A 24,831-nucleotide genomic window follows, 5' to 3' on the forward strand; every position below is an offset into this window, starting at 1 on the left:
CCGACGGGCCGAGGAGTATTCCGGTCCGTCCGGGCGAGGGTGGTGCGGGAGGTCTGCGGCACAGCGGCGGACCCTGGACCAGGGCCTCGGGTGCGGCTGACACCTTGCGGATCAGCACCGAACGGAGTCGCCGCAGACTTGGACCCGCGCACGAGGGCATCGCCGCCGGAGCGAGGGGGCTCTCGTCCGCGGCCGCACTCAAGTCCGTCCGGGAATCCTGGGAGGAGCGACTGGCCGGAGTGCGGGGCGAGTGTGGCTGTCTGAAGGCAGTGCTGCTCAGGGTCGCCAAGGAGATGGGCGAAACCGACGTCGCTGTGGACCGTTCCTTCGGCGCGGTGGCGGAGGGCGGGCGCCGGTGACCGGCGCCGCTCTGACCTGGCAGCTTCTGCGGGACCTGGAGCCATCGGAGTTCGAGACCGCGGGAGACGGCTGGCACGAGGTCTCGGGCCGTGCCGATTCCGACCGGGTGAAGACCGACAGGGTGATGACGGCGGGCCTGAGGGAAACACAGCAGGGCGAGGCGGCGAACGGGGCCCTGGCACGGTTGGAGCGGCTGAGCCGGAACTTTCAGTACATCCACACCGAAGCGGGCCTCATCCGTACGGCATTGAACGGTCTCGCCGCCGAATTGGCCGTGCCGCGCAAACAACTCCTCGAAGCCCTGGAGGATGCGCGGAGCCTCAAGTTCACCGTCCACGAGGATGGTTCGGTCAGCTATCCGGCGGCCGTCGGTGAAACCCTGCTGGGGGAGGAGGAGGCGCCGGCGGGAACGGCTCGGGGCAGTGGGCGATTGCCGCTGGAAGCGCCCGGCCCGAACGAGCGGCCCGGACTTCCGGCAGGCCGATTCCTGCCCAATCCGCATGCGGCGAAAGCGCAGGGCATCGCGGACGGCATTGCACGGGCGGTCCGGTCGGCAGTCGAGATCGACGGCCGGTACGCGACGGCACTCGGCAAACTCGGAGCAGCCCGGGGCCTCGACGTCACCGAGGCGACGATGGACGACGTGTTCCGCGACACGGCGGTGGTGCGCACCACCGCCGGCACCTATCTCGGTCACGGCATTCCGTGGGATCGAACTCCCGCCGAGCGCAAGGAATGGTGGGACGCCCTGACGGAGGAGCAGCGCCAGGAGTACCTGGAGGTGGCCCCGGATCTGGTCGGCAACCTGGACGGCGTTCCGGCAGTGGCGAGGGACGAGGCGAACCGAAACCATCTGCCGGTGCTGATCAGCGATTTGGAGCAGCGGGGCGGCGAGGCGGCCCGGACGAAACTGGACGCGCTCCGAGAACTCCGGGACAAACTGAACGAGCCCACCAAGGTGCCGATGTATCTCTTGGGTATCGGGGACGAAGGCAATGGGCGCGCCATCGTGGCGTACGGAAATCCGGATACATCGCGGAACGTGTCGACGTACGTCCCTGGGCTGGGGACCAAGCTGGACAAGGATTTCGTCGATGACACCTTGAAGCGAGGCATGGACACCGCCAAAGGTGCGAGGAAGTTCGATGCGTCCAGTGCGGCCATTGTGTGGCTCGGCTACGACGCACCGCAGCACGTGGACGTCATGGGCAAGGGCGACGCGGAGAAGGGAGCCCCGGCCTACAACAGCTTTATGCGCGGGCTGGAGGCCACCAACGAGAGCGAGGACCCTCACTTGACCGCGATCGGTCACTCCTACGGCTCGCTCACGGTGGGCACTGCGGCGCAGAGAGTCGGAGGCATTCCCGGCGCGGATGACATCATCCTGCTCGGCAGCCCGGGTACCGGGGTCGGCAAGGCTGCGGATCTGGGAGTGGGCAAGGAGCACGTGTTCGTCGGAGCGGCCGACAACGATCCGGTGACCAAGCTCCCCGCTAAGCAACAGAGCGTGTTGGCCGCCCCGGCGCTGGTTCCGGGAGGCCCTCTGCTCACATACGTGGCCGGTGACATCGCGGATCGCCGGGACGACGACCTGTACTTCGGCAAGGACCCGGCGAGCGCGGCATACGGCGCCAGACGCTTCGAGGTCGATGACGGACCCCGGCCCATCCGTGACCTGGGCGGGTTCGACGCCCATTCCCAGTACTTCACACCGGAGAAGGACGACGTGTCCGCCCGAAACATTGCCCTGATCGTGTCGGGGAATTCCGAAGAGATCAAGACGGAGGAGTGGCGGTGAACCGATTGGTGAAGTCAGCTCCGCCCCTGCTCCTGGCCGGCGTGCTGCTCGCGGGATGTGGAGTGGGGAACAAAGGGGGTGAGGGTGCCATGAATATGCAAGAAGCTGCGGAACACTCGGATGCCATGTTGGACGCGACACTCGGGGCCATCAAGCCGGAGGTTCAGTGGGCGCATGACGACACGACGGAGGGGAGCTGCGACCTGACCCGTCGCCGGACGGTGATGACGATCATCTCCGAGGAACGTCGCGGCAGCTTTCTCGGCATGGTGGAGCGGTTCTGGAAGAGGAGTGGCTACAAGATTATTTCGGTGAATCCCAGTAAGGAATACCCCGCGATTTTTGCCAGGACACCGAAAGGGTTCGGTATCAATGTCGAGATCGCGGACAAGGGGCAGGCGTACTTCGAGGTCAACACCCCGTGCGTGGCGAAGTCGGAGGTCGCGGCTCCCGCGGCCGCGCCCAACGGGCCCGCCTACGAGGGCGTCGAGGTTCCGCGTCCCAACGTGCGTTCCGACTTCTGGTCCGTCGGAACGCCTGTGCCCGCGTCGACGCCTCCCACCGGCTGATCCGACGGCCGGACGAAGGTCGCGGGCAAGCCGCCGCTCAGTGCGCTCGGGCCACCCTCTTGGCGATCTTCTCCGCGTCCAGGGCCATTTCGCGGAGCATGCCGCTGATCGGGTTGGTGAAGCCGGTGAAGTACAGGCCGGGCGCCTGCTTCGGGGTGCGGCCTCCGTGTGTCACCGGGCGGCCGCGTGCGTCGAGTACGTCCAGGTGGCCGACCAGGTCCTCCAGGGCCCGCCGGTAGCCGGTTGCCGCGATCACCGCGTCCGGGGTGATCCGGGTGCCGTCGGCCAGGATCACCGTGTCCTGGTCGAAGGACTCCACCGTCGCCACCGGGGCCACCCGGCCCTTCTTCACCGCGTTGATCAGCCCCACGTCCTGGACCGGGATCGCCCCTTCCTTGACCCGTGAGTACAGGCCGGTGGTCGGGCGCGGCAGCCCCTGGGCGGCGAGGTCGGGGACGGCGATCCGGGACATCAGGCGGCCCGCCCGGTCGACGAGCCGGACCGGCAGGCGGCGTACGAGGATGCCGGTCGACTGCGCGGGCCAGCCCGCGGTGGAGCGGCGCACGATGTGCGGAACGGTGCGTACCGCGATCCGTACCCGGGAAGCGCCCCCCTCCACCAGGTCCACGGCGATCTCCGCCCCCGTGTTGCCGATGCCGACGACCAGGACGTCCTTGCCCGCGTACGGGGCCGGGTTGCGGTACTCAGAGGCGTGCGTCAACTCCCCGGTGAACGTGTCGCGGCCCGGCCAGTCGGGGGTGCGCGGGGTGTGGTTGTAGCCGGTGGCGACGACGACCGCCCGGCCGGTCAGCACCCGGCCGCCGGTGGCGGTGAGCTGCCAGCCGGTGCCGTCGGCGGTCCGGTCGATCCGGGACACCTCGACGCCCGTCACCACCTCCAGCTCGTGGTGTTCGACGTACTTCTCCAGGTACCGCACCACGTCGTCCCGGGACACCCACCGTCCGAACCGGCGCGGCATGGCCAGCCCCGGCAGGGCGGACCGGCGGCGGGTGGTGTGCAGATGCAGCCGGTCGTAGTGGCGGCGCCAGGACGCGCCGACGTTCTCCGACTTCTCCAGCACCACCGTCCGCACTCCCCGGGCGCGCAGGGCGGCAGCGGCGGCGAGGCCGCCTGGGCCGCCGCCGATGACGTAGACGGGCCTGGTGGAGGGGCCGGAGAGGAGAGCGCGGTCGGACATGCTTCGGAGCGTAATAGCGGGATTTGTTGTTGGGTCTCGGTCAAGACCGAAATCGATTGCGAATTGATCACGGGGACCCGTGCACGCCTCTTGCGTACTGCCGTCGCCATCGGGTGAACTGACGTACCGTCAGATTTGGCGACCGGGAGGGACCCCGATGCAGACCATCTGGCTCGGCGGCGCGGAATGGCTCGCCGTTCTCCGTATAGGGCTCGGCCTGTGGTGGCTGGAGAGCTGGCGGCACAAGGACAAGAAGGGCTGGTTCGAGCGCGGTACGGGCATCGCCTGGGCGGCCGACGTCGCGGGCAAGCACCGGTGGCCCGTGGTGCGCACCGGCTTCCGGCGGATCGTCGAGCCCCGGCCCAAGGCGATGGCGTACCTCGTCGTGTACGCCGAACTCGCCCTGGGGCTCGGGCTGATCACCGGGTTGCTCACTCCGGTCGCTCTCGTCGCCGGGCTCCTGCTCAACCTGCTCTACCTCGTCCTGATGATCCACGACTGGGCCGAGCAGGGGCAGAACGCCATGATGGCGCTCATCTCGCTCGTCGCCCTGTTCGCCATGTCCTGGCAGACGTGGTCGCTCGACGCCGCGATCGGACTCTTCCTGTGACGGCCGCGACCCGCTACGACCTGCCGGAACCCGACGCCTTCACCCGTCGCTACTGGGACGCCGCCGCCGAGGGGCAGTTGCTCCTGCGCCGCTGCGGCGCCTGCGGGCGCGCCCACCACTACCCGCGCGAGTTCTGTCCGCACTGCTGGAGCGAGGACGTGACCTGGGAGCGGGCGAGCGGCCGGGCCACTCTCTACACATGGTCCGTCGTCCACCGCAACGACCTGCCGCCCTTCGGCACCCGCGTCCCGTACGTGGCGGCCGTCGTCGACCTGGCCGAGGGGCCTCGGATGATGACGGAGATCGTGAACTGCGAGGAAGCGGATCTGGCCATCGGGATGGAGCTACGGGTCACCTTCCGGCAGGAGGAGGGCGAGGAGGCCGTACCGGTGTTCCGGGCCCGGCGCTGACGCGGGGCCGCTCGCCGCGCCACCCGGGTGCCGAAGAGGCGAGCTGCCGGGGTTCGGCATCCGCGAACCACGGACCGCTGAGGTCTCGATCACAGCCCCGGCGCACCCCAGACCGGGAACCAGCGGGCGAGGTCCTTCTCCACCCGGAGGTCGTCGCCGAGTACGGCCCTGGTCTGCAACTCCAGCTGGCTGTCCCGTTTTTCCGCACCTCCTGGGACCGGGGCGAACGGATAGAACGTGCCGCGCTTGTACAGGTACACCAACGCCAGCGAACGCCCCTCCGCATCCCGGAAGCCGATCAGCGAGCAGAGCAGCTGCGGGCCGAAGCCGCCGTCCTGGAGCAGGGTGTTGACCGCGTGCAGGTCGTTGACGAGGCCGGCGGTGTCCTCGGGCGGGTGGCGGGCCAGCAGCCAGGTGTAGCCGTACGAGTCCCGGCTGAACTCCACCGGGACCCCGCCCCGGTCCGTGTCCGCGTCCAGCAGTTCCCGTACGTCCTGCTGGATACGGGCGAAACCGCCGCCCTCCACCCCCGCGAAGCACACCGAACCCAGGCCCGTCGGCGTGAAACCCGCGCCCGCCTGGAGGGTGAGCGCGGCCGAGGGGACGGCGAAGAGCTGGTCGAGGTCGGGGCGGACCGGTTTGCTCCGGCCCAGGATCGCGTCGAGCAGGCCCACGGAGTCTCCTTCGGGAGTTGGTTACGGGCGGGGGTCCTTGGCGGGGGCGGATCGGTGATCCGTACGGGTGGCGATCCGCGAAGGGGGGTGATCCCTACGGTTACGGCGGGGACCCCTACGGGCGGGACAGGTCCGCCGAGATGCGGGCCAGCTGGTCCAGGCGCTGTTCGAGGGTGGGGTGCGAGGAGAGCAGCCGGCTCAGGCTCTCCTTGGAGGCGAAGGCCGGGACGAAGTAGAAGGCGTTGTACGGCTCCGCCTTCCGCAGGTCCTCGGTGGGGATGCGGGCCATCTGGCCGCTGACCTTCGTGAGGGCCGACGCGAGGGACGACGGGCGGCCGGTGAGCAGCGCGGCCGTGCGGTCCGCGGACAGCTCGCGGTAGCGGGAGAGCAGCCGGGTGAGCAGGAAGCTGAGGGCGTACACGACGGCGCTGACCAGCGGGATCAGCATGATCGCGATGCCCACGGGGTCGTTGCCCCGGCTGTTGCGGGCGAAGCCGCCCCACAGGGCCACTCGGGTGATGATGCCCGCCAGCACACCGAGGAACGACGCGATCGTCATGACGGCGACATCGCGGTGCGCGACGTGCGACATCTCGTGCGCGAGGACCCCTTCCAGCTCTTCGGGCTCCAGCCTGCGCAGCAGTCCCGTGGTCGCGCAGACCAGGGCGGTCTTCTCGCTGCGCCCGGTGGCGAAGGCGTTCGGTACGTCGCTGGTGGCGATCGCCACCCGGGGCTTCGGCATGTCCGCCAGGGCGCATATCCGGTCGATCGCACCGTGCAGCTCGGGGGCCTGCTCGGGCGTGACCTCGCGGGCTCCCATGCCGTACGCCGCGATGCGGTCGCTGAACCAGAACTGGGCGATGAAGAGGCCGCCCGTGATGATCAGGATGATCGGCCAGGCCCCGCGCGCCACCGCGAGCAGCACGCCGACGAGGACGACGTACAGCAGACCGATGAAGAACATGGTGCTGACCATGCGGGTGGTCAGACCGCGGTCCGGCGCGTAACGGGAACGGGTTCGTGGCATCGATGCCTCCCAACAGCTCACCTGTCTCCCATAATGCCCCTTTCTTGTTGAAATCGAATAAATCCGGCCTGCGGTACGGACGGAGACGCGCGGCGGCCGTGTCTCCTACGGCCAGAGCAGTTCCCGCACCCAGGCGTCCGCCTCCCGGCGATAGCGGAGCCGGACGTGCCGTCGCCCCGCGTCGCCCTGGAAGAACTCGACCTCCTCCGGCTCGACCACATAGCGCGTCCAGGTCTCCACCTCGGCGTCCGGCTCCGCCCGCGCCCGCTCCCACGCCGCGTCGGCGGCCCGGGTCAGCTCCTCCCCGGAGCCGAGGACCGCGCTCTGTGACCCGGTCAGCGCCGAGGCCAGGGCCCCGGTGGACCGGGCGTGCAGATCGGCCCGGCTCTCGGCGGGTGTGCAGGCCGTGACCGGGCCCCGTACCCGCACCTGCCGGCCCTGGGCGGGCCAGTAGAAACCGAGCGCGGCGTACGGGCGGGCGGCGAGCTGGCGGCCCTTCGCGCTGGTGGAGTGCGTGGCGAAGTGCCAGCCCCGGCCGTCCGCGTCGTGCAGCATCAGCGTCCGTACGTCGGGGCGGCCGGCGCTGTCGACGGTGGCCAGCGTCATCGTGTGCGGCTCGGGCTGCCCGGCGGCCACCGCCTCGGCGAACCAGGCGTGGAAGAGGGGTACGGGGGCGTCCGGCGCGGCGGCCGGGTCGAAGCCGGGGAGGTCGACGTCCCAGACGCGCTGGGCGTGCAGAAGGTCCCGGAACGTGCGCTGAGCATCAGGAGTCGCGTCGGTCATGCGGCCATTGGACCTCACGCGGCGCTCCCGTACGCGGTGCGGTGGCACGCACCGGGCAGGCTCGGCCGCGCCGGTCGTACGAGAGCCCCGGCCCGCCCGCCCCCGCCTGCTGGGCCGGGCCCTCAGCCCCGGCCCAGCACCACCGTGCCCGATGAGCAGAACCAGCCGCCCGTCCCCGAGGCCACCGCCAGTTCCGGGAGCCGGCCGCCCGCGCGCCGTACCTGACGTGCGCCCGCCTCGCCGCGCAGTTGCCGTACCGCCTCCACCAGCAGGAACAGCCCCCGCATTCCGGGGTGGCAGGCGGAGAGGCCGCCGCCGTCCGTGTTCACCGGCAGCTCGCCCGTCAGGCCGGTCCGGCCCTTCTCGACGAACGCGCCGCCCTCGCCCTTCGCGCAGAACCCCAGGTCCTCCAGCGTCACCAGCGTCATATAGGTGAACGCGTCGTAGATCTCGGCGATGTCGATGTCGGCGGGCCGCACCCCGGCCCGTTCGAAGGCCAGCCGGCCGGAGACGGCGGCGGGGGAGACCGTGAAGTCCTCCCACTCGGACATGGCGGAGTGCGAGACGTGCTCGCCGGTGCCGAGGATCCACACCGGGGCCTTCGCCGTGTCCGGTACGTACTCCTCCGCCGCCAGCAGCACCGCGCAGCCGCCGTCACTGCGGATGCAGCAGTGAAGCTTGGTGAACGGGTCCGCGATCATCGGGCCCGACAGCACGTCGTCCACGGTGATCGGGTCCCGGAACATCGCCTCCGGGTTGACCGCCGCGTTCGCCCGCGCCTGTACCGCGACCTCGGCCAGCTGCTCCAGCGTCGTGCCGTACTCGTGCATGTGGCGGCGGGCGGCCATCGCGTACTTGGCGATCAGCGAGTGCCCGTACGGCACCTCGAACTGGAGGGGGCCACGCGCCCCGAACGACAGGTTCGACGTGCGGCGGCCCGCCTTGATGTCGGCGCGGGCCGTCGACCCGTACACCAGGAGCACGGCGTTGGCCCGGCCCGCGGCGATGGCGTCCGCCGTGTGGGCGGCCATCACCTCCCAGGTCGCGCCGCCGACCGCCGTGGAATCCACCCAGGTGGGTCGGAGGCCCAGATACTCGGCGACCTCGACCGGGGCGAGCGTGCCGAGGCCCGCCGAGGCGAAGCCGTCGACGACCGAACGCTCCAGGCCCGAGTCGGCGAGTGCCCGGCGGGCCGCCTGGGCGTGCAGGGCGTACGGGGTGGGCCCGTCGACGCGTCCGCAGTCCGCGAGGGATATGCCGACGACAGCGACCTTGCGCGGGGAGGAGGAGGGTGAGGAAGGCATGAATCTGACGGTACATCAGATTCAGGGGGACGTGACCGGGTGCGGAGGCCGGTTCTCCGGCTTCCGCGAAGGGAGTCGGGGCGGCTTCCGGGGAGGCGGGGGTGTGCCGGAGTCTGGGTTTCTCGCCGCTTCCCGCCTAGCATGACGCACCGTCAGATCGGGGGCACCCGCTCCCGAGGGGAAGGAGCCCGAGGATGGACGCCGCCTTCACCGCGGAGCAGCACGAGATCCGCCGCACCCTGCGCGAACTGCTGGCCGAGCACTGCGGACCCGCCGAGGTCCGTGCCGCCGTGGACACCGCCCTCGGCTACGACGAGGCCCTGTGGAACCGGCTCGCGGGGGAGCTCGGGCTGCCCGGGATCGCGCTGCCCGAGGCGTACGGAGGTGTCGGCTGCGGGACCGCCGAACTGGCCCTCGCCTGCGAGGAGACCGGCCGCGCCCTGCTGCCCTCACCCCTGCTGGCCACCTCCGTGCTCGCCGCACCCCTGATCGCCGCGCTCGGCACCGAGGCCCAGCGCACGGCCCTGCTGCCCCGCATCGCCGCGGGCGGGCTGACCGCCACCCTCGCCGTGCCCGGCGGCTCCCTGTCCACCGCGCTCGGCCTCACCGGCGACAACACCCGCGGCGAATGGGCGGGCGGTGGCCGTGCCGGTGGGGTCCAGGCCAGACGGGCCGACGGGGCCGTGGGCGGGGACGGAGGCGGAGGCGACGAAGGGGACGGAGGCTGGCGGCTGTACGGGGAGGCCGCCCAGGTCCTCGACGGCCACAGCGCCGGGCTGCTCGTGGTCGCCGCCCACACCGGAGGCTTCCCGCGCAGCCGTACGCTCCTGTTCCTCGTCCGCGCGGACACGGCGGCCGGACTCGTCCGCACCCGGCAGACCTCGATGGACGCGACCAGGCCGCTCGCCCGCGTCGAACTGCGCGACACCGGCGCCGAACTCCTCGGCGCCGACGACACCGTGGACGCCGCCGGTGCGCTGGCCGCGACCGGACGCGCGGTCGCCGCGGTACTGGCGGCCGAAGCGGTCGGGGCCGCGTCGAGCGCGCTGGACCGGACCGTCGCCTACGTCAAGGAACGCGAACAGTTCGGCCGGCCCATCGGTTCGTTCCAGGTGGTGAAACACCGGCTCGCCGATCTGTACGTACGGGTGCAGGCGGCCCGCTCCGCCGCTTACTACGCGGCCTGGGACCCGTCGGCGGGCGGGCTCGCGCTCGCCCAGGCGCTGGAGGCGCTGCGCGTCACCACGGCGGAGGCCGTCCAGCTGCACGGCGGCATCGGCTTCACCTGGGAACACGAGGCGCATCTCTACTTCAAGCGGGCGGCGGCCGACGAACTGCTCTTCGGCCCCGTCCACCGGCTGCGCGACCACGCGGCGGGCCAGGCGGGACTGTTCGCACCCCGGACCGCCGGGCAGCGGGTGGCGGTCTGATGGCCCGCGGTGTCCGGCTGATGCAGAAGGTCTCCTCGACCCGCACCTTCGCGCGGATCGCCCCGCATGTCGTCCCCGCCATGGACCGCGCCGTGCACCGGCTCACCCGGGGCAGGGTGCTGTTGAGCGCCCGGATGCTGCCGGGGCTCGTCCTCACGGTGCCGGGGGCGCGGAGCGGGCAGCCCAGAACCACCCCGCTGGCCTGTATGCCGGAGGGCGGGGCGGACGGCAGCTGGATCCTGGTCGGCAGCAATTTCGGCCGTACGGGGCATCCGGCCTGGACCGCGAATCTGCTGGCCCGTCCGGACGCGGCCGTCGTCAACTGGAAGGGGCGGGACATCCCGGTGCGCGCCACACTGCTCCAGGGCGAGGAGCGGGCGGAGGTGTGGCAGGTCGCGCTGGCGTTCTGGCCGCCCTACGCGACGTATCAGGCGCGGGTGGACCGGGAGATCCGGCTCTTCCGGGTGGAGTTGCGGGAGGGGGCGTGAGGCCGGGTGCGCGGTGGCGTCGGCTTCGGTGAGGCCGGGTGCGCGGTGACGTCGGGCGTTGGCTGGGACCGGGGCTTCGGTGGGACCGGGCGCCGTGAGCCGCGCGGGGGCGGCATCCCGGAGCCGGGGCGCCGTGAGGCCCTGGAAGCCGCAGTTCCAGGTCACGCCCGCGTCCGGGGCCGGGGCCGGGGACGCCGACGGCGGATCACATGCGTGATCCGCCGTCGGTGAGACAGGACCTGGGGGCGCCCGGGGCTGCCGTACGTGCCCGGCGTGTGCCGGGGCGTCCGGAGCCCGTGCCGTTGCTTACTTCGTCGGCTTCTTGCCGGTGATGCCCAGGTGGACCAACAGGGCGAGGTTCGGCTTGAGTTCGGCCTGCTTCACGCCCCAGGTGGTGAAGCCCTTCTGGTGCGAGGCGACCGCAGCCAGCATCGCGACCAGGGCGCCCGCCATCGCCGCGGGGCTGACGTCCTTGTCGACCTTGCCCTTGGCCTGGAGTTCCTTGACCGCTTCGGTAAGGGAGTTGGTGACCGAGTTCAGGATCTTCATGCGGATCTTGTAGAACCGCTTGTCGCCCTCGGCCGCGCCGAGGTCGACCACGCGGAGGATCGCGTCGTGGTGACGCCAGAAGTCGAGGAATCCCTCGACCAGTTCCTCGGAGGTCTGCCAGCCGGCCTTGCCGACCCAGGAGCGGCCCGCGACCAGTTCGGTCAGCCCGGCGCCCTCCTTGGCCATTTCCTCGGCGATTTCGAGGACAGCGCCCTCGACGTCGGGGAAGTACTGGTAGAAAGTCGCGGGTGAAGTCCCGGCCTTCCGGGCGACGTCGATGACTTTGACGTCCCGGTACGGCGAGGAACTGAGCATCTCGCTGAGGCAGTCGAGCAGCTTCTGCCGCGTCGCCTGGCCGCGTCGTCCGGCCACGCGGCCGTCGACGGTGCGTACTTGTCCTGTCATGCCGTCAGCTTACCGACGGGTGATCGGAGCGCGATTCGGCCGACTGCAAATGGGGAACGCCGCAGGACCGGAGGGGTGTACGGAGGCATCCGGGCCCGTTCCGGGAGGCTCGCCCACGGGGCGGGAGGCCGGTCGGCATTAGTGTTATCAACAGCCTGTGGACAACTTCGGTGGACAACTTTTGTCCACGGGGGTGCAGGATCTTCACGATTCGGGCGAAAGTTCTATATGGATGGGCCGGGGGTGTGCCGGGGCGCGGAGTGCGGGGCCCGAGGCTACGTTGAGTGTGACGGGCGTCACTGCAACGGAAGGACCCGGGCCCATGGCCGCATTCGCGCACTCCGCGCCGTGCTGGGTGGATGTGCAGCTCTCCGACCTCGAAGCGGGCAAGCGCTTCTACGGCGGGCTCTTCGGCTGGACCTTCCGCGCCGGTGACGGCATGCCCTTCGCCGATGCCCTCAGTGACGGCAGGCTCGTCGCGGCACTCGCCGCGAAGCAGGACGGCCGGATGCCGACCGCCTGGGGCGTCTACTTCTCCACCGACGACATCAGGGCAACGGTGGCCGCGATCCGCGAGGAGGGCGGCCAGGTGATCACCGAGCCGGTGCACGCCGGACGGGCCGGGTTCGTGGCCCAGGCGGCCGACCCCGGCGGCGCGGTCTTCGGGCTCTGGCAGGCGGGCGACCGCGCCGGCTTCGAGAAGCAGAACGAGCCCGGCGCCTTCTGCTGGACCGAGGTCTACACCCGGCAGCCGGAGCGCGTCGATCCGTTCTACGAGAAGGTCTTCGGCTTCCGGGGCACCGACCTGGGAGAGTCCGGAAGCGACGCCTCCGGCACCGCCGAGTCCCTCGTCGACTTCCGGATGTGGTCCCCGGCGGGCACCGAGCCGGGCCCCGACACCGCGATCGGCGGGCGCAGCGTGATCACGGACGCCTTCCCCGCCGAGCTGCCCAGCCACTTCCTCACCTACTTCGCCGTCGCCGACTGCGACCGGGCCGTCGAGACCGCGGTGCGGCTGGGCGGCCGGGTCTCCGCGCCGCCGTTCGACATCCCGCACGGGCGGATGGCCGTGCTCCACGACGATCAGGGCGCCGCCTTCGCCGTACTCCAGCCGATCGAACTGCTTCCGTAATCGTTCCGGGCGGCCGTTGTGGGCGGATAGCGGGCGAAGTGACATGAGACACCCTGATCCGCCCCCGGGTTCGCAACCGGCGCCCGAGCCAGGAACAATCGGGGTGCGCACCGCCAGGTGGTGCCCAGTGGTGAGACGCTGCACAGGGCGGGAATTCGCGGGCTTCTGTTCCTGAGGTCCGTACGGGGAGGTGGCAGGCAAGTGGTGGAACAGCTGACGCAGCACGACCCGAGGCGGATCGGCCCGTTCGAGGTGCTGGGACGGCTCGGTGCCGGCGGCATGGGGCTGGTCTATCTCGCGCGCTCGGCGTCCGGCCGGCGGGTGGCGATCAAGACGGTCCGTACGGAGCTCGCCGAGGACCAGCTGTTCCGGGTCCGCTTCACGCGTGAGGTGGAGGCCGCCCGCGCCGTCAGCGGTTTCTACACGGCCGCCGTGGTCGACGCCGACCCGCGGGCCGCGGTGCCCTGGCTGGCCACCGCCTATGTGCCCGCCCCCTCCCTCGAAGAAATAGTGAACGAGTGCGGGCCCATGCCGACCCAGGCGGTGCGCTGGCTGGCCGCCGGGATCGCCGAGGCCCTCCAGTCCATCCACGGTGCCGGACTCGTCCACCGCGACCTGAAGCCGTCCAACGTCCTGGTCGTCGAGGACGGCCCCCGGGTGATCGACTTCGGCATCGCGTCCGGGGTCTCCAACACCCGGCTGACCATGACGAACGTCGCGGTGGGCACGCCCGCGTACATGTCGCCCGAGCAGGCGCGGGACTCGCGCAGCGTGACGGGGGCCAGCGACATCTTCTCGCTCGGCTCGACGCTGGTCTTCGCCGCCACCGGCCATGCGCCCTTCCACGGGGCGAACCCGGTCGAGACGGTGTTCATGCTGCTGCGGGAGGGCCCGGACACCGAGGGCCTGCCCGACGACCTGCGCCCGCTGATCGAGTCCTGCATGCAGCTGGACGCCGGGCTGCGGCCCAGCCCCGCCGATCTCCAGGCCCAGCTCGCACCGCACCTGTTCGCCTCCGGGAGCGACGACAGCGGTACGGCGTCGGCCTGGCTGCCCGTGAGTGCCACGGCGATGATCGAGCGGCGCCGGGGCGGCGGGCGCACCGCCGCGCCTGCCGCGCCCGCCCCGGTCGCCGCACCGCCGCCGCCCCCGCGCCCGCCGCGCTCCCCGGACACCGGCTGGCGCAGCGGCGCCGACCTGCGCTCCCCGTCCCCGCTCTCCTCGCCCGCCCCCGTCTCGTCCCCGCTGCCCGACGGCGGCCCGGTGCGGCTCGCCGGGGCGAAGGTGCCGATCGGCCCCGGGCCGCGTGCGGGGGAGGGCCGCGGCGCCGCCGCCGCGCATCCGGCCGCGGCCACCGGCTGGGTCCGGCCGCCCGCCGGTCTGAACGGCGCGACCGCCCCGGTGCCGGCCCCGGCACCCGCCCCGGACGCGGCGCCCGCGGCGCCGGACCGCTGGCGGCCCTGGCGTTTTCGCATGTCGAACGATGTGTGGGGGACGCCCATCGTCTCCGGGGACCTGCTGTACGTGACGTCCTTCGAGGTGCACGCGCTGGACGTGGGCAACGGCCGCCGTCAGTTCAAGACCCGTGACGTGGCCTGGGCGATGGCCGTCGACGGGGGCCGGATCCATGCCTCGGACGGCCCCTCCCTCTACGCCCTGGACGCGACGAGCGGCGCCGAACGCTGGCGGCTCCGGACCGATGCCTGGGTGTACTCCCTGAAGGCCGACCGGGGGACCGTCCTGACGGGGACCCGCGGTGGCGGCGTACAGGCGTGGGAGGCGTCCAGCGGCGAGAAGCTGTGGGAGTCCTCGGGCCTCCAGACGGACTTCGAGACGTCGGAGGCCGGGCCCGCGATACACGACGGCACGGTCTACCTGTGGCAGGACGCCCGGCTGCGGGCCGTGGACGCCCGTACCGGCCGCGAGCGGTGGTCGTACCCGATCGGCGACGCCGCCTCCTGCGGCGGTGTCCCGGTCCGGGTGACCCCGGCTCCCGACGGTTACGTCTATGTCGCGGCGGGAACCCGGGTGCTGGCCGTCGACGCGGCCTCGGGCCGGGTGAGCTGGCACTTCGAGTCACCCGCGGTCTTCCTCTCGCCGCCCGCCTTCGCTCCGGGCCCCGCGGTCACCGGGGGCGGGGTGTACCTCGCCGACTACCTGGGCACGGTGTACGCGCTCGACGCGTCGACCGGCAAGGACCGCTGGCGGATCGCCACGGAGGCCCGGCAGTCGATCGAGCCCGTGCTGGTCGCGGCAGGGAACGTGCACGTCGGCAGCGGCAGTGCGCTGTACACCCTGGACGCGGTCACCGGCACCCCGAAGTGGCGGTTCGCCGCGGGCGGTGACGTGGTGGGCTCCCCGGTCGTCGCCGACGGCCGGGTGCACTTCGGCTCCGCCGACCATGTGCTCTACACCCTGGACGCGGCGGGCGGTCAGCTGCGCTGGAAGCTCGCCACGGGCGGCGAGATCACGGGCTCACCGGTGGCGCAGGCGGGCGTCGTCTACGCCTGTAGCAAGGACCGGTGCGTGTACGCGCTGGACGCGCTGAAGGGCACGGGCACGGGGAACAAGGCCCGCGCGTAGGGGCGGAACAGAGCCTGTGCGCAGGGGCCGGAAGGGCCGCGCGCAGGGACGGAGCAGGGCCGCGCGCAGGGACGGAGCAGGGCCGCGCGCGCAGGGACGGAGCAGGGCCGCGCGCAGGGACGGTACCGGGCCCGCGCGCAGGGAACGGCGGCGGTCTCAGTTCCGCGGCGGGCGGCCCGGGTCGTGCCCCTCGTCGTGCTCCGGATGCACCGGATGCGGAGCCGTGTCCTGGTCCGGGTCCGCGTACGGAGCCGCGCCCCGGGAGGGCGGGTCGTGCGGGGCGCCGGGGTCCGGGCCCGTGTACGGGTCCGCCTCCGGTTCCGGCCACGGCGTCGTCTGCGCGGACATCCCCGGCTCCTGCGTGGGCGGCCAGGTGTCCGGGTGGTCCTCCCCGGGCGCACGATAGGGGGCCGCATGCCGCCCGGCCGGTTTCTTCACCCGCCCCGACATCAGCAGCGCCCCCAGCAGGATCAGCACCCCGCCCGCCGCGGCGCTCGCCACCCCCATCCGGAGGCCCGACCCGTCCCCGGACACGGTCAGGCTGCCCGCCGCCTGCCCCTGCCGGACCATCCACAGCACGGTGAAGCCGAGCACCACCACGCCCGCGAACGCCACCAGCAGCCGTGACCGCAGGATCACCCCGACGATCACCACCAGGGCGGCGAACAGGAACGGCAGCAGGATCGAGACCATGACCCCGGACGACGTGGTGGTGATGCCGCCGAAGAGGTCCTGGACGCGGTAGTCGCGCCCGAGCCGGCTGTTGTACCACTCGCTGAAGGGACTCTGGACGGCGCCCGCCGCTCCGATGAGGGCGACGACGGAGCCGAGGACGTTGCGGATCATCATCAGCCTCCTGCGGCGCTTGCCGCGTGTGCGGTGCGTGCGGCGCGTGCCGACGGCCTCCGCGCCCCACCCCCGGCCGACGCTACGCCCGGCCGATCACCCCCGCCACACAGGCGCCGGTCACCCCCGCCCCTCACGCACCGGTCACCCCGACACACAGACCATGACGGGACCGTGACAGGGTCATGACTTGGTCATGGGTCTTCGGCCGCCATGCTGTGGGCGGTACGGAGACGGCCGGCAAGCAGACGGTGACAACTCAAGGGGGGCTGCATCGATGATGCGGCAGCGTATGAAGTTCGCGGCGGTGCTGGTCGTGGTGGTGCTCGCGCTCACCGGGTTCTCGACCTCCACCAGTGGGGGCAAGGGCGGAAAGAGCCGCAGTGGCAAGAGCAGCAGCTCGGGTGGTGGCGGCGGCGGATGCTCCAGCTCCAAGAAGAGCAACCACGACTACGACGACTACGACGACAACGACAGCTCGTCGAGCAGCTCCTCCGGCGGAACCGACTACGGCACGCCCACCCCCGGCACCACGGCGTCCGACGCCCCCGACGTCCGGGTCATCCGCTGCGCCCAGCCCCGCAAGGGCAAGCGCAGGGCCGTCACCTCGTCCGTCGTGGAGATCAGGTCCAAGGCCGCCGGCACGGATCAGACGTACGAGATCGATGTGACCTTCCTGGACGCCGCCGGCCGTGAGGTCGACTCCGCGGAGACCACCACGACACTCGGCTACGGCGACGTCAAGAGCCTGACCGTGCGCATGGACAGCCCCCGCAAGGTGTCCAAGGTGAAGCGCTGCCGGGTCACGGCGGTGGCGCGCCCCTGACGACGGACGGGCGGGCTCACCGCGACCGCGGAACGCCACCGGCTCACCGCAACCGGGGAGCCCCGTCCCCGCCCCTGCTCCGTCCCTCGAACAGCTCGGCCTGCCGCTCCGGCGCCAGGTTGCCGAGCGCGATGAGGTGCGGGGCATGCGCCATGGCCTGGGCGCGGGCCGCCTCCTTCGCGGACCACACCGCCCGTACGGTGCCCTGGACGGCGGCCGTCGGGTACGAGGCGATCGTGGTGGCCGCCCGTACCGCGGCCGCCAGCGCGCCGCCGGGCGCGGTGACCTCGCTGACCAGCCCGGTCTCGTACGCCCGGCGGGCCGTCACCCGTTCGGCCGTGCCCATCAGGGACATCCGGGCCACCTCCCCGAACGGCATCCGCTGGGCCATGGCGATCGCCTCGTACGCGCTGACCATGCCGTATGTCGTGTGCGGGTCGAAGAAGGTCGCGTCCTCGGACGCGATGACGAACTCGGCCTCGCCCAGCAGATAGAACGCCCCGCCGCAGGCCATCCCCTCGACGGCCGCGATCACCGGCTTCCACAGGTCGTTCGCCTTGGGGCCGATCGCCAGCAGCGGATCGTCGATCGTGTACGGGGACGGGGGCTGCGGGACCTCGGCCCCCCGGTCGATCCCGGTGCAGAAGGCGCGCCCGCCCGCTCCGGTCACGACGACGGCACGCACCTCCTCGTCGAAGCGGAACGCCCGCCAGGCGGCGGCCAGTTCACCGGCGGTGGCCAGGTCGATGGCGTTGAGCCTCGTGGGCCGGTCCAGGGTGACGACGGCGACTTTGCTCCCCTTGTCCGTCTCGGTGCGCAGCGCCATCGCTCAGCGCTCCAGCAGCCAGCGGACCATGGTCACGTCCGGCGTGACCGGGCAGAAGACGGCCCGGACCGCCGCCCCGATCCGCAGCCGCCCCGGATCGACGGAGTCCAGTCGCGCGTCGGGCCCGGCGACCACGTTTCCGACCAGCCGGATGTGCGGGGCGTCGGAAAGCTCCACGACGACCGCGTTGTACGGGGCCTGTTCGGCGTACGCGGGCAGCAGGGGCGGATGCGGCAGCACGAACGACCAGATGCGGCCGCGCCCGCTCATCGCCCGCCACTCGCTGTCGAAGGACTGGCAGTGCGGGCAGCAGGGCCGGGGCGGGAAGCGGAGTTCGCCGCAGCCGGGGGCGGCGCAGGACTGGACGCGGAGTTCACCGGCGGCGGCGTACTCCCAGAACGGTGCCCCGTCCTCGTCGACGACGGGCAGCAGAAGGGCGGAATCCGGTGTCGGCATCTCAACTCCTCAGCAGAACGGCGGAGGTGGGCACGCCCTCACCCGCGGTGACCAGGCAGGTGGCGGCGTCCGGCACCTGGGCGGTGGAGGTCCCGCGCAGCTGTTTGACGCCCTCGGTGATGAGGTTGAAGCCGTGGACGTACGCCTCGCTGAGCCCGCCGCCCCCGGTGTTGATGGGCAGCCGGCCGCCGCTCTCCAGCGCCCCGCCCTCGGTGAACGCGGCGCCCTCGCCGCGCCCGCAGAAGCCGTAGCCCTCCAGGGAGAGCGGAATGAGGGGAGTGAACGCGTCGTAGATCTGGGCGACATCGACGTCGTCCGGACCGAAGTCGGCCTGCTTCCACAGCTGTCGCGCCGCCGTCCACGCGGGGCCGGTGAGCGGGTCTTCGTTCCAGTAGTTGACCATGCCGTGGTGCTGGGCGGGCAGGCCCTGGGCGACGGAGTGGATGAGGACGGGCTTCTGCCGGCAGTCGCGGGCGCGTTCCGCGGAGACGATGACGCAGGCGAGCGCCCCGTCCGTCTCCAGGCAGTTGTCGAAGAGGCAGAGAGGTTCGCTGATCCAGCGGGAGGTCATGTACATCTCGCGGGTCAGCGGCCGTTCGTACATCATCGCGTCCGGGTTCTGGTTGGCCCGGTTGCGGCAGGCGAGCGCGACGTTGAAGAGATGGTCGCGGGTGGCCCCGTACTCGTGCATGTACCGCCGGGCGAGCATGCCGATCTCGTCGGCGGGCCGCAGCAGCCCGTACGGCCGGGTCCACTGGGCGGGGGTGGGCAGCTGCACGGCGGTGTTCTTCCAGGGCCTCGGCCCCGAGCCCCGCTTCCGGGACCGCCAGGCCACCCCGACGCTCGCCTGCCCGGTGGCGACGGCGGCGGCGAGATGCGCGACGGTCGCGCAGGACCCCCCGCCCCCGAAGCCCACCTTGGAGAAGAAGGTGACATCACCGGCCCCGACGGCCTTGGCGACCTCGACCTCGTCGGTCTCCTCCATCGTGTACGAGGCGAAGGCGTCCACCTCCGAGGCGTCGATGCCCGCGTCGTCGAGGGCCGCGACGATGGCACGGCAGGCCAAGGTCTTCTCGGACTCGGGGAGTTGTTTCGCGAAGGCCGTCTGTCCGATGCCGGCTATCGCTGTCACGTCTTTGAGCGTCGCCACCCGTGCACCTCCCGGAACGTCCTGACTGCTGACAGCGCCCGAGGCTACAGCTAATCTGACGGATAGTCAGCTACTGCGGTTCGGTTCGGCGGGAGGGCGTGCGATGCGCGGCGACGAGGAGTGGGGAAGCATCCCGAAGCTGGTACGGGCGGCGGCGGAACGGTACGGCGATCTGGAGGCGGTGGTCGAGGGCCGCACCCGTCTCTCGTACACCGGACTCGGCGAGCGCGTGGAGCGGGCCGCCGCCGCGTGCATGGCCTCGGGCGTGGAGCCGGGGGACCGGGTCGCGATCTGGGCCCCGAACACCCTGGACTGGATCGTCTCGGCGCTGGGCGCGGTGACGGCGGGGGCGGTGCTGGTGCCGCTGAACACCCGGTTCAAGGGCACGGAGGCGGCGTACATCCTTCAACGGAGCCGCGCGAAACTGCTCTTCGTCACGGGCACGTTCCTCGGTACGTCCTATGTCGCCTCGCTGCGCCGCTCGGACGTCGAACTGCCGCACCTGGAGACGGTGGTGGTGCTCGCGGACAGCGCCCCGCACGACTACGTCACGTGGAAGGACTTCCTGGCGGCGGGCGAAGGGGTGTCCGGTGCGCAGGTGCGCGCCCGCGCCGACGCGATCGCTCCCGACGCCCCCTCGGACATCATCTACACCTCGGGCACCACGGGCAGCCCCAAGGGGGCGGTGATCACCCACGCCCAGACCCTGCGGTGCTACGCGATCTGGAGCGACCTGGCGGGGCTGCGCGAGGGCGACCGCTATCTGATCGTGAACCCGTTCTTCCACACCTTCGGCTACAAGGCGGGGATCATCGCCTGTCTGATGCGGGGCGCGACCATGGTCCCGCAGCCGGTGTTCAACGTGGACACGGCGCTGGCCAACATCGCCGCCGAACGCATCTCGGTCCTGCCGGGCCCGCCCACCCTGCACCAGTCCCTGCTGGACCACCCGTCCCGCGCGGCGCACGACCTCTCCGCCCTGCGCCTGGTGGTGACCGGTGCGGCCGTCGTCCCCCTCCAACTGGTGGAACGCCTGCGCACCGAACTGCACATCTCCACGGTCCTCACGGCGTACGGCCTCTCCGAGGCGAGCGGCATCGTCACGATGTGCCGCCGGGGCGACCCGGCGGACGTCATCGCCACCACCTCGGGCCGCGCGATCCCCGGTACGGAGATCCGCGTGCTGGCCGGACCCGGCGAGCCGGGCGAGGTCCTGGTGCGCGGCTTCCACGTGATGCACGGCTACTTCGAGGATCCGGACACCACGGCCGCCGCGCTCACCCCCGACGGCTGGCTGCGCACCGGCGACGTGGGCGTGCTCGACGAGGCGGGCAACCTCCGGATCACGGACCGGATCAAGGACATGTTCATCGTCGGCGGCTTCAACGCCTACCCGGCCGAGATAGAACAGCTCCTGGGCCTCCACCCGGACGTGGCCGACGTGGCGGTGATCGGCGTCCCGGACCCGAGGCTGGGCGAGGTCGGCAAGGCGTACGCGGTACGGCGGCCGGGGGCGACGGTGACCGCGGACGACCTGATCGCCTGGTCACGGCGCGAGATGGCGAACTTCAAGGTGCCCAGGTCGGTGGAGTTCGTGACCGAGCTGCCGCGCAACGCGAGCGGCAAAGTGGTGAAGCGAGAGCTGCGGGGGAGGGGCGAGCAGGGCTCGCGTCCCGCGCGCCGCTGACCGTGCGGTGACAGTCCGGCGGCCGTTCCGTCACGTTGATCGAGGCGCATCACGGCAGGATCCGGCGACCCGTCCGGGAGTGGGCGATGTGCGGCGTCGTCGTCGAACCGGTCACCGAGGATGTCGCGGACGAGGCGATCAGGCCGCTGCGGGAGGCAGGTCGGCACGGCCACGAGTTCCTGGTCCGGGGGCTGTGGCGCGCGCACGGAACGGGCCCGAGCCGCGGAACGGTCCTCGGGCCCCGGCGCCGCCCGTACGCGGACATGCAGCGGCCGCGACGGCTCCCCCTCCGCGCCGCCGCGGCCACTCCCCCGTCCCCGTGGGCAGAAAGTCCTACTTGGCCGGCTTGAACGGCTCCGACGTGGCGTGCTGGTCCAGCGTGGTGATCTCTTCGCCCGTCGCGTGCTGGTCCTGCGTCGTGATGGGCGTCTTGGGCTCACCGGTGGCGTGCTGGTCCGCAGGCTTGAAGATCGGGTCCTGCTTCTTGGCGTCGGCCATGATGGTCAACTCCTTCTCTCCGCGCTGTGCGCTATGGGTTGGCGAGGCCCGTCCGGCTGTTCCCCCGTGGACTGCCGGACGGGCCTCATCGGGCCGCTCACCTTAGTGGGTGGCCACTGTCGCCCCGTCTGCCCCCCGACGCGACGGATCGACAGGTACGACAATGCCGGGCGGCGATAAACGAACGATGAACGCCCGCGTTTGTCAGGACGCGGAGGCCGGCGCCAGCAGCGACCGGACCTCGTCGGCCTCCGGAGAACCGAGCTCCTCGTAGATGGTGAGCGCCTCGTGCCAGCAGACCTGGGCGCGGCCGGTCTGCCCGATTCCGGACAGTGCGCGCCCGAGGACGGTCAGGACGTTGCCCCGCCGCCATTCGCCACCGATGCCCCGCAGGACGGTCAGCGCGAGTTCGGAGTACTGGGCGGCCTGTGCGGGACGGCCGGACGCGATGTCCACCTCCGCCAGCCGGAACATCGCCATGCCCTCCCACAGCCGCTGACGGCTGTCACGGAAGATCTCCAGTGCCTCCGTCAGCTGGGCGGTCGCCGCGGCGAACTGTCCGCTCTGGGTCAGTGCCATCCCCAGGGCGTAGCGGCCGTTCGCCCCGCGCAGCGCGTGGCCGAGGGAGTCGTAGATCTCTATGCCCGACCGGGCCAGCGTGATGGCGCTGCTCGTCCGGCCGGTGGCCAGATGTATCCGGGACAGGTTGCACAGGGCACTGGCCTCGCCCGGACGGTTCCCGTCGCTGCGGAACGCCGCGATGGCCTGGCTCAGGAACTCCTCGCCGTCCGCGTGCCGGTTCTGGTAGAGGGCGATGATCCCCCGGGCGTTGGCCGCCCAGCTGGCGGGCAGCAGGTCCTGGACCGCGTCCGCCAGCCGCATCGCCTCCTGGGCCTCGCGGTCCGCGTGGTCGAACCGCCCGGCCAGCTGGTGCGCGTTGGCCAGGGACATCACGGCGCGGCCCTCCGCCCGTGGATCGCCGCACTCCCGGGCCGCCTCGCGGACGGTCAGCGCGGCCGCCTCGTACTGCTTCGCGTTCGCGCCGGACTCGCCCAGGTCGAGGGCGGCGTAGAGCAGGTCGACGGCGCGGCGCAGCGTCGCGGGGCGGGACGCCTGGCACACGCAGGCGAGCAGATTGGTCGCCTCCGCGTAGAGCCAGTCGAGCGCCGAGTGGCGGCCGGCGAAGGTGAGTCCCGCGTGGACCGTGGGCTCCAGATGGTCGACCAGCCGGTCCTCCGGCCGCTCCAGCGCGTACACCCCGGCCGCCGTGGCGAGGTAGAAGTCCAGCAGCCGTGACAGCGCCTTCTCCCTCTCCTCCGGCGGCTGTTCGTCGCGCTCCGCGCATGCACGCGCGTAGAGGCGTACGAGGTCGTGGAAGCGGTAGCGTCCCGGTGCCGCCGACTCCAGCAGGCTCGTGTCGACCAGTGCCTCCAGCAGGTCCTCCGCCGCGTGGGGCTCCAGGTTGAGCAGGGCGGCGGCGGCGGCCAGCGAGATGTCCGGGCCGTCGGCGAGGCCGAGGAGGCGGAAGGCGTGGGCCTGGGCGGGCTCCAGCTGGCCGTAGCCGAGCTCGAAGGTCGCCTTGACGGCGAGGTCGCCGGCCTGGAGTTCGTCCAGGCGGCGGCGCTCGTCGGCGAGTTTGGCGGCGAGGACGGAGACCGTCCAGGTGCGGCGGGCGGCCAGCCGGGAGGCGGCGATGCGGATGGCCAGCGGCAGGAAGCCGCAGGCGGCCACCACGTCCAGGGCCGCTTCGCGCTCCGCGCCGACCCGCTCCGTGCCGACGATCCGGGTGAAGAGCTGGAGGGCCTCCTCGGGGGACATCACATCGAGGTCCACCAGGTGCGCACCGGCCAGATCGACCATCCGGACCCGGCTGGTGACCAGCGCCGCGCAGCCCGCCGTGCCGGGGAGCAGCGGGCGGATCTGCGCCGCGTCATGGGCGTTGTCCAGGAGGACCAGGATGCGGCGGCCGTCCAGGGCCGAGCGGTAGAGGGCGGCCCGTTCGGCCAGGGTGTCCGGGATCGCGGAGTCGGCGGTGCCGAGTGCGCGCAGGAAGGAGCCGAGCACCGTCTCGGGTTCCGCCGCACGGGATCCGGCGCCCTGGAGGTCGACGTACAACTGGCCGTCCGGGAAGTGCGGACGGGCCTGGTGGGCGACGTGGACGGCGAGGGTCGTCTTGCCGACGCCCCCGATGCCGGCCAGCGCGGACACCGCCATGACCGAGCCCTCGGCGGTCGCGAGCCGGGCCCCCAGCTCCGCGACGAAGGAGGTGCGGCCGGTGAAGTCGGGGACGGTGGCGGGGAGCTGGGCGGGGCGGAGCGTGGCGGACACCGGGGCCGGTTCGTCGGCCGGGCGGGCCAGTTCCTCGTCGGCCTGGAGGATGCGCCGCTGGAGCTGCGCCAGTTCGGGGCGCGGGTCGACGCCCAGTTCGTCGGCGAGCAGTCGGCGGGTGTCCGCGTACACCGCGAGGGCCTCGGCCTGGCGTCCGCTGCGGTACAGGGCGATCATCAGCAGTCCGCGCAGCCGCTCGCGCAGCGGGTGCGTGGCGGTGAGCGCGGTCAGTTCGGAGACGGCCTCCGCGTGGCAGCCGACCTCCAGGTCCAGGTCGAGCCGGGTCTCGGTGAGTTGGAGGCGCCATTCCTCCAGCCGGGTGCGCTGGTTCTCCGCGTACGGACCGGGCACGGAGGCGAGCGCCTCGCCGTCCCACAGGCTCAGCGCCTTGTTGATCAGGGTGCGGGCCTGGCAGCGGTCGCCGCCCGCGCGGACCTTCTCCGCCTCGGTGGCCAGTTCCTGGGCGAGGCTGACGTCCAGGGCCTCCCGCCGGGTCCGGATCGCATAGCCGCCGGACTCGCTGACCAGCGTGTCCTGGCCGAGCGCCTTGCGCAGCCGGGAGGCGTACGTCCGTACCGCCGCCAGCGCCTGCTGGGGCGGCTCCTCGCCCCAGATCGCGTCGATGAGTTCGGACGCGGTGGCCGTCCGCCCGTCGCGCAGGAGCAGCGCGGTCAGCAGGGCCCGCTGCTGCGGTGAACCGGAGGGCAGCAGCTCGCCACCGCGCCAGGCGCGTACGGGCCCGAGCACGGCGAACCGCAGCGCGGCACCGGCCGCCGGTTCGTCCGGAGCGCGCTGCTCCGGCACGCGCACGCGTGGCCCGTGGTGACGGTCCATTGATGCCCCCAGTCCTGCTCGCCTGCCGGTCCTGCTCTGGTGCCTGTGTCGGAATGCCTG

General features: G+C 72.0%; 23 protein-coding genes. 11 read left to right on the top strand and 12 right to left on the bottom strand.

Features of this window, described 5'->3' with window-relative positions; translation table 11 throughout:
* Positions 1-104 precede the first annotated feature (104 nt).
* The 3 genes from OG251_RS23310 to OG251_RS23320 all read left to right on the top strand — a co-directional run bounded on the left by OG251_RS23310 (position 105) and on the right by OG251_RS23320 (position 2,727).
* Positions 105-359, top strand: coding sequence for a hypothetical protein (locus OG251_RS23310; RefSeq protein WP_326678982.1), 255 nt, complete (start codon positions 105-107; stop codon positions 357-359).
* Positions 356-2,158 (top strand): alpha/beta hydrolase, encoded by a 1,803-nt coding sequence (locus tag OG251_RS23315; RefSeq protein WP_326678983.1) that lies wholly within the window; start codon positions 356-358, stop codon positions 2,156-2,158. The genes OG251_RS23310 and OG251_RS23315 overlap by 4 nt, the downstream gene beginning before the upstream one ends.
* A gap of 89 nt (positions 2,159-2,247) precedes the next feature.
* Complete coding sequence (locus OG251_RS23320; protein ID WP_326678984.1) at positions 2,248-2,727, top strand: hypothetical protein; 480 nt, start codon at positions 2,248-2,250, stop codon at positions 2,725-2,727.
* Positions 2,728-2,764: 37 nt separating this feature from the next.
* Here OG251_RS23320 and OG251_RS23325 read toward each other — a convergent pair whose 3' ends face one another.
* Positions 2,765-3,925: a flavin-containing monooxygenase gene (locus OG251_RS23325; RefSeq protein ID WP_326678985.1), complete on the bottom strand. Its 1,161-nt coding sequence runs from the start codon at positions 3,923-3,925 to the stop codon at positions 2,765-2,767.
* Between the two features lie 157 nt (positions 3,926-4,082).
* Here OG251_RS23325 and OG251_RS23330 point away from each other — a divergent pair, with 157 nt between their 5' ends.
* Both OG251_RS23330 and OG251_RS23335 read left to right on the top strand, forming a co-directional pair.
* Positions 4,083-4,535: a DoxX family protein gene (locus OG251_RS23330; protein WP_326678986.1), complete on the top strand. Its 453-nt coding sequence runs from the start codon at positions 4,083-4,085 to the stop codon at positions 4,533-4,535.
* The gene (locus tag OG251_RS23335) at positions 4,532-4,945 is read left to right on the top strand and encodes a Zn-ribbon domain-containing OB-fold protein (protein ID WP_326678987.1); all 414 of its coding nucleotides are present in this window, start codon (positions 4,532-4,534) and stop codon (positions 4,943-4,945) included. The genes OG251_RS23330 and OG251_RS23335 overlap by 4 nt, the downstream gene beginning before the upstream one ends.
* Before the next feature lie 89 nt (positions 4,946-5,034).
* Here OG251_RS23335 and pspAB read toward each other — a convergent pair whose 3' ends face one another.
* The 4 genes from pspAB to OG251_RS23355 form a co-directional block, all read right to left on the bottom strand.
* On the bottom strand, positions 5,035-5,619 hold the full coding sequence (gene pspAB / locus OG251_RS23340; protein ID WP_326678988.1) for a PspA-associated protein PspAB: 585 nt from the start codon (positions 5,617-5,619) through the stop codon (positions 5,035-5,037).
* A gap of 115 nt (positions 5,620-5,734) precedes the next feature.
* Positions 5,735-6,646: a zinc metalloprotease HtpX gene (htpX, locus tag OG251_RS23345; protein ID WP_326678989.1), complete on the bottom strand. Its 912-nt coding sequence runs from the start codon at positions 6,644-6,646 to the stop codon at positions 5,735-5,737.
* Between the two features lie 105 nt (positions 6,647-6,751).
* A complete protein-coding gene (locus OG251_RS23350) occupies positions 6,752-7,429 on the bottom strand; it encodes a pyridoxine/pyridoxamine 5'-phosphate oxidase (RefSeq protein WP_326678990.1) in 678 nt (225 codons plus the stop codon).
* A 122-nt stretch (positions 7,430-7,551) separates the two neighbouring features.
* Positions 7,552-8,733, bottom strand: coding sequence for a thiolase C-terminal domain-containing protein (locus tag OG251_RS23355; RefSeq protein WP_326678991.1), 1,182 nt, complete (start codon positions 8,731-8,733; stop codon positions 7,552-7,554).
* 194 nt (positions 8,734-8,927) lie between these two features.
* Here OG251_RS23355 and OG251_RS23360 point away from each other — a divergent pair, with 194 nt between their 5' ends.
* Positions 8,928-10,163 carry an acyl-CoA dehydrogenase family protein gene (locus tag OG251_RS23360; protein WP_326678992.1) on the top strand — a complete coding sequence of 412 codons (1,236 nt, stop codon included), beginning with the start codon at positions 8,928-8,930 and terminating at the stop codon, positions 10,161-10,163.
* Entirely contained in the window at positions 10,163-10,651 is a 489-nt protein-coding gene (locus OG251_RS23365; protein ID WP_326678993.1) for a nitroreductase/quinone reductase family protein, read from the top strand. Before OG251_RS23360 ends, OG251_RS23365 begins: the two co-directional genes overlap by 1 nt.
* A 306-nt stretch (positions 10,652-10,957) precedes the next feature.
* On the opposite strand, the gene OG251_RS23370 is transcribed toward OG251_RS23365, so the two are convergent.
* Positions 10,958-11,605, bottom strand: a complete 648-nt coding sequence (locus OG251_RS23370) for a TetR family transcriptional regulator (RefSeq protein WP_326678994.1) — start codon at positions 11,603-11,605, stop codon at positions 10,958-10,960.
* Positions 11,606-11,927: 322 nt separating this feature from the next.
* On the opposite strand from OG251_RS23370, the gene OG251_RS23375 reads away from it, so the two are divergent.
* Positions 11,928-12,737, top strand: a complete 810-nt coding sequence (locus OG251_RS23375; RefSeq protein ID WP_326678995.1) for a VOC family protein — start codon at positions 11,928-11,930, stop codon at positions 12,735-12,737.
* A 201-nt stretch (positions 12,738-12,938) separates the two neighbouring features.
* Positions 12,939-15,320 carry a serine/threonine-protein kinase gene (locus tag OG251_RS23380; protein WP_326678996.1) on the top strand — a complete coding sequence of 794 codons (2,382 nt, stop codon included), beginning with the start codon at positions 12,939-12,941 and terminating at the stop codon, positions 15,318-15,320.
* Positions 15,321-15,476: 156 nt separating this feature from the next.
* Here OG251_RS23380 and OG251_RS23385 read toward each other — a convergent pair whose 3' ends face one another.
* Positions 15,477-16,166 (bottom strand): hypothetical protein, encoded by a 690-nt coding sequence (locus OG251_RS23385; protein ID WP_326681380.1) that lies wholly within the window; start codon positions 16,164-16,166, stop codon positions 15,477-15,479.
* Positions 16,167-16,443: 277 nt separating this feature from the next.
* On the opposite strand from OG251_RS23385, the gene OG251_RS23390 reads away from it, so the two are divergent.
* Positions 16,444-16,992: a hypothetical protein gene (locus OG251_RS23390; RefSeq protein ID WP_326678997.1), complete on the top strand. Its 549-nt coding sequence runs from the start codon at positions 16,444-16,446 to the stop codon at positions 16,990-16,992.
* Positions 16,993-17,035: 43 nt separating this feature from the next.
* Here the strand turns inward: OG251_RS23390 and OG251_RS23395 are convergent, their stop codons facing one another.
* Genes OG251_RS23395 through OG251_RS23405 form a run of 3 tightly spaced genes read right to left on the bottom strand, consistent with a single transcriptional unit; the run spans position 17,036 to position 19,424 of the window.
* Entirely contained in the window at positions 17,036-17,818 is a 783-nt protein-coding gene (locus tag OG251_RS23395) for an enoyl-CoA hydratase/isomerase family protein (protein ID WP_326678998.1), read from the bottom strand.
* Positions 17,819-17,821: 3 nt separating this feature from the next.
* Positions 17,822-18,274, bottom strand: coding sequence for a Zn-ribbon domain-containing OB-fold protein (locus OG251_RS23400; RefSeq protein ID WP_326678999.1), 453 nt, complete (start codon positions 18,272-18,274; stop codon positions 17,822-17,824).
* Position 18,275: 1 nt separating this feature from the next.
* On the bottom strand, positions 18,276-19,424 hold the full coding sequence (locus tag OG251_RS23405) for a lipid-transfer protein (RefSeq protein WP_326679000.1): 1,149 nt from the start codon (positions 19,422-19,424) through the stop codon (positions 18,276-18,278).
* A gap of 103 nt (positions 19,425-19,527) precedes the next feature.
* On the opposite strand from OG251_RS23405, the gene OG251_RS23410 reads away from it, so the two are divergent.
* Positions 19,528-21,111, top strand: a complete 1,584-nt coding sequence (locus OG251_RS23410) for a FadD3 family acyl-CoA ligase (RefSeq protein ID WP_326679001.1) — start codon at positions 19,528-19,530, stop codon at positions 21,109-21,111.
* A 333-nt stretch (positions 21,112-21,444) separates the two neighbouring features.
* Here the strand turns inward: OG251_RS23410 and OG251_RS23415 are convergent, their stop codons facing one another.
* Together OG251_RS23415 and OG251_RS23420 are read right to left on the bottom strand one after the other, a co-directional pair.
* Positions 21,445-21,609 carry a hypothetical protein gene (locus tag OG251_RS23415; protein WP_198952980.1) on the bottom strand — a complete coding sequence of 55 codons (165 nt, stop codon included), beginning with the start codon at positions 21,607-21,609 and terminating at the stop codon, positions 21,445-21,447.
* A 204-nt stretch (positions 21,610-21,813) separates the two neighbouring features.
* Positions 21,814-24,771, bottom strand: coding sequence for an AfsR/SARP family transcriptional regulator (locus OG251_RS23420; RefSeq protein WP_326679002.1), 2,958 nt, complete (start codon positions 24,769-24,771; stop codon positions 21,814-21,816).
* Positions 24,772-24,831 lie beyond the last annotated feature (60 nt).

It is taken from the genome of Streptomyces sp. NBC_01237 (assembly GCF_035917275.1).
Lineage (GTDB): Bacteria > Actinomycetota > Actinomycetes > Streptomycetales > Streptomycetaceae > Streptomyces.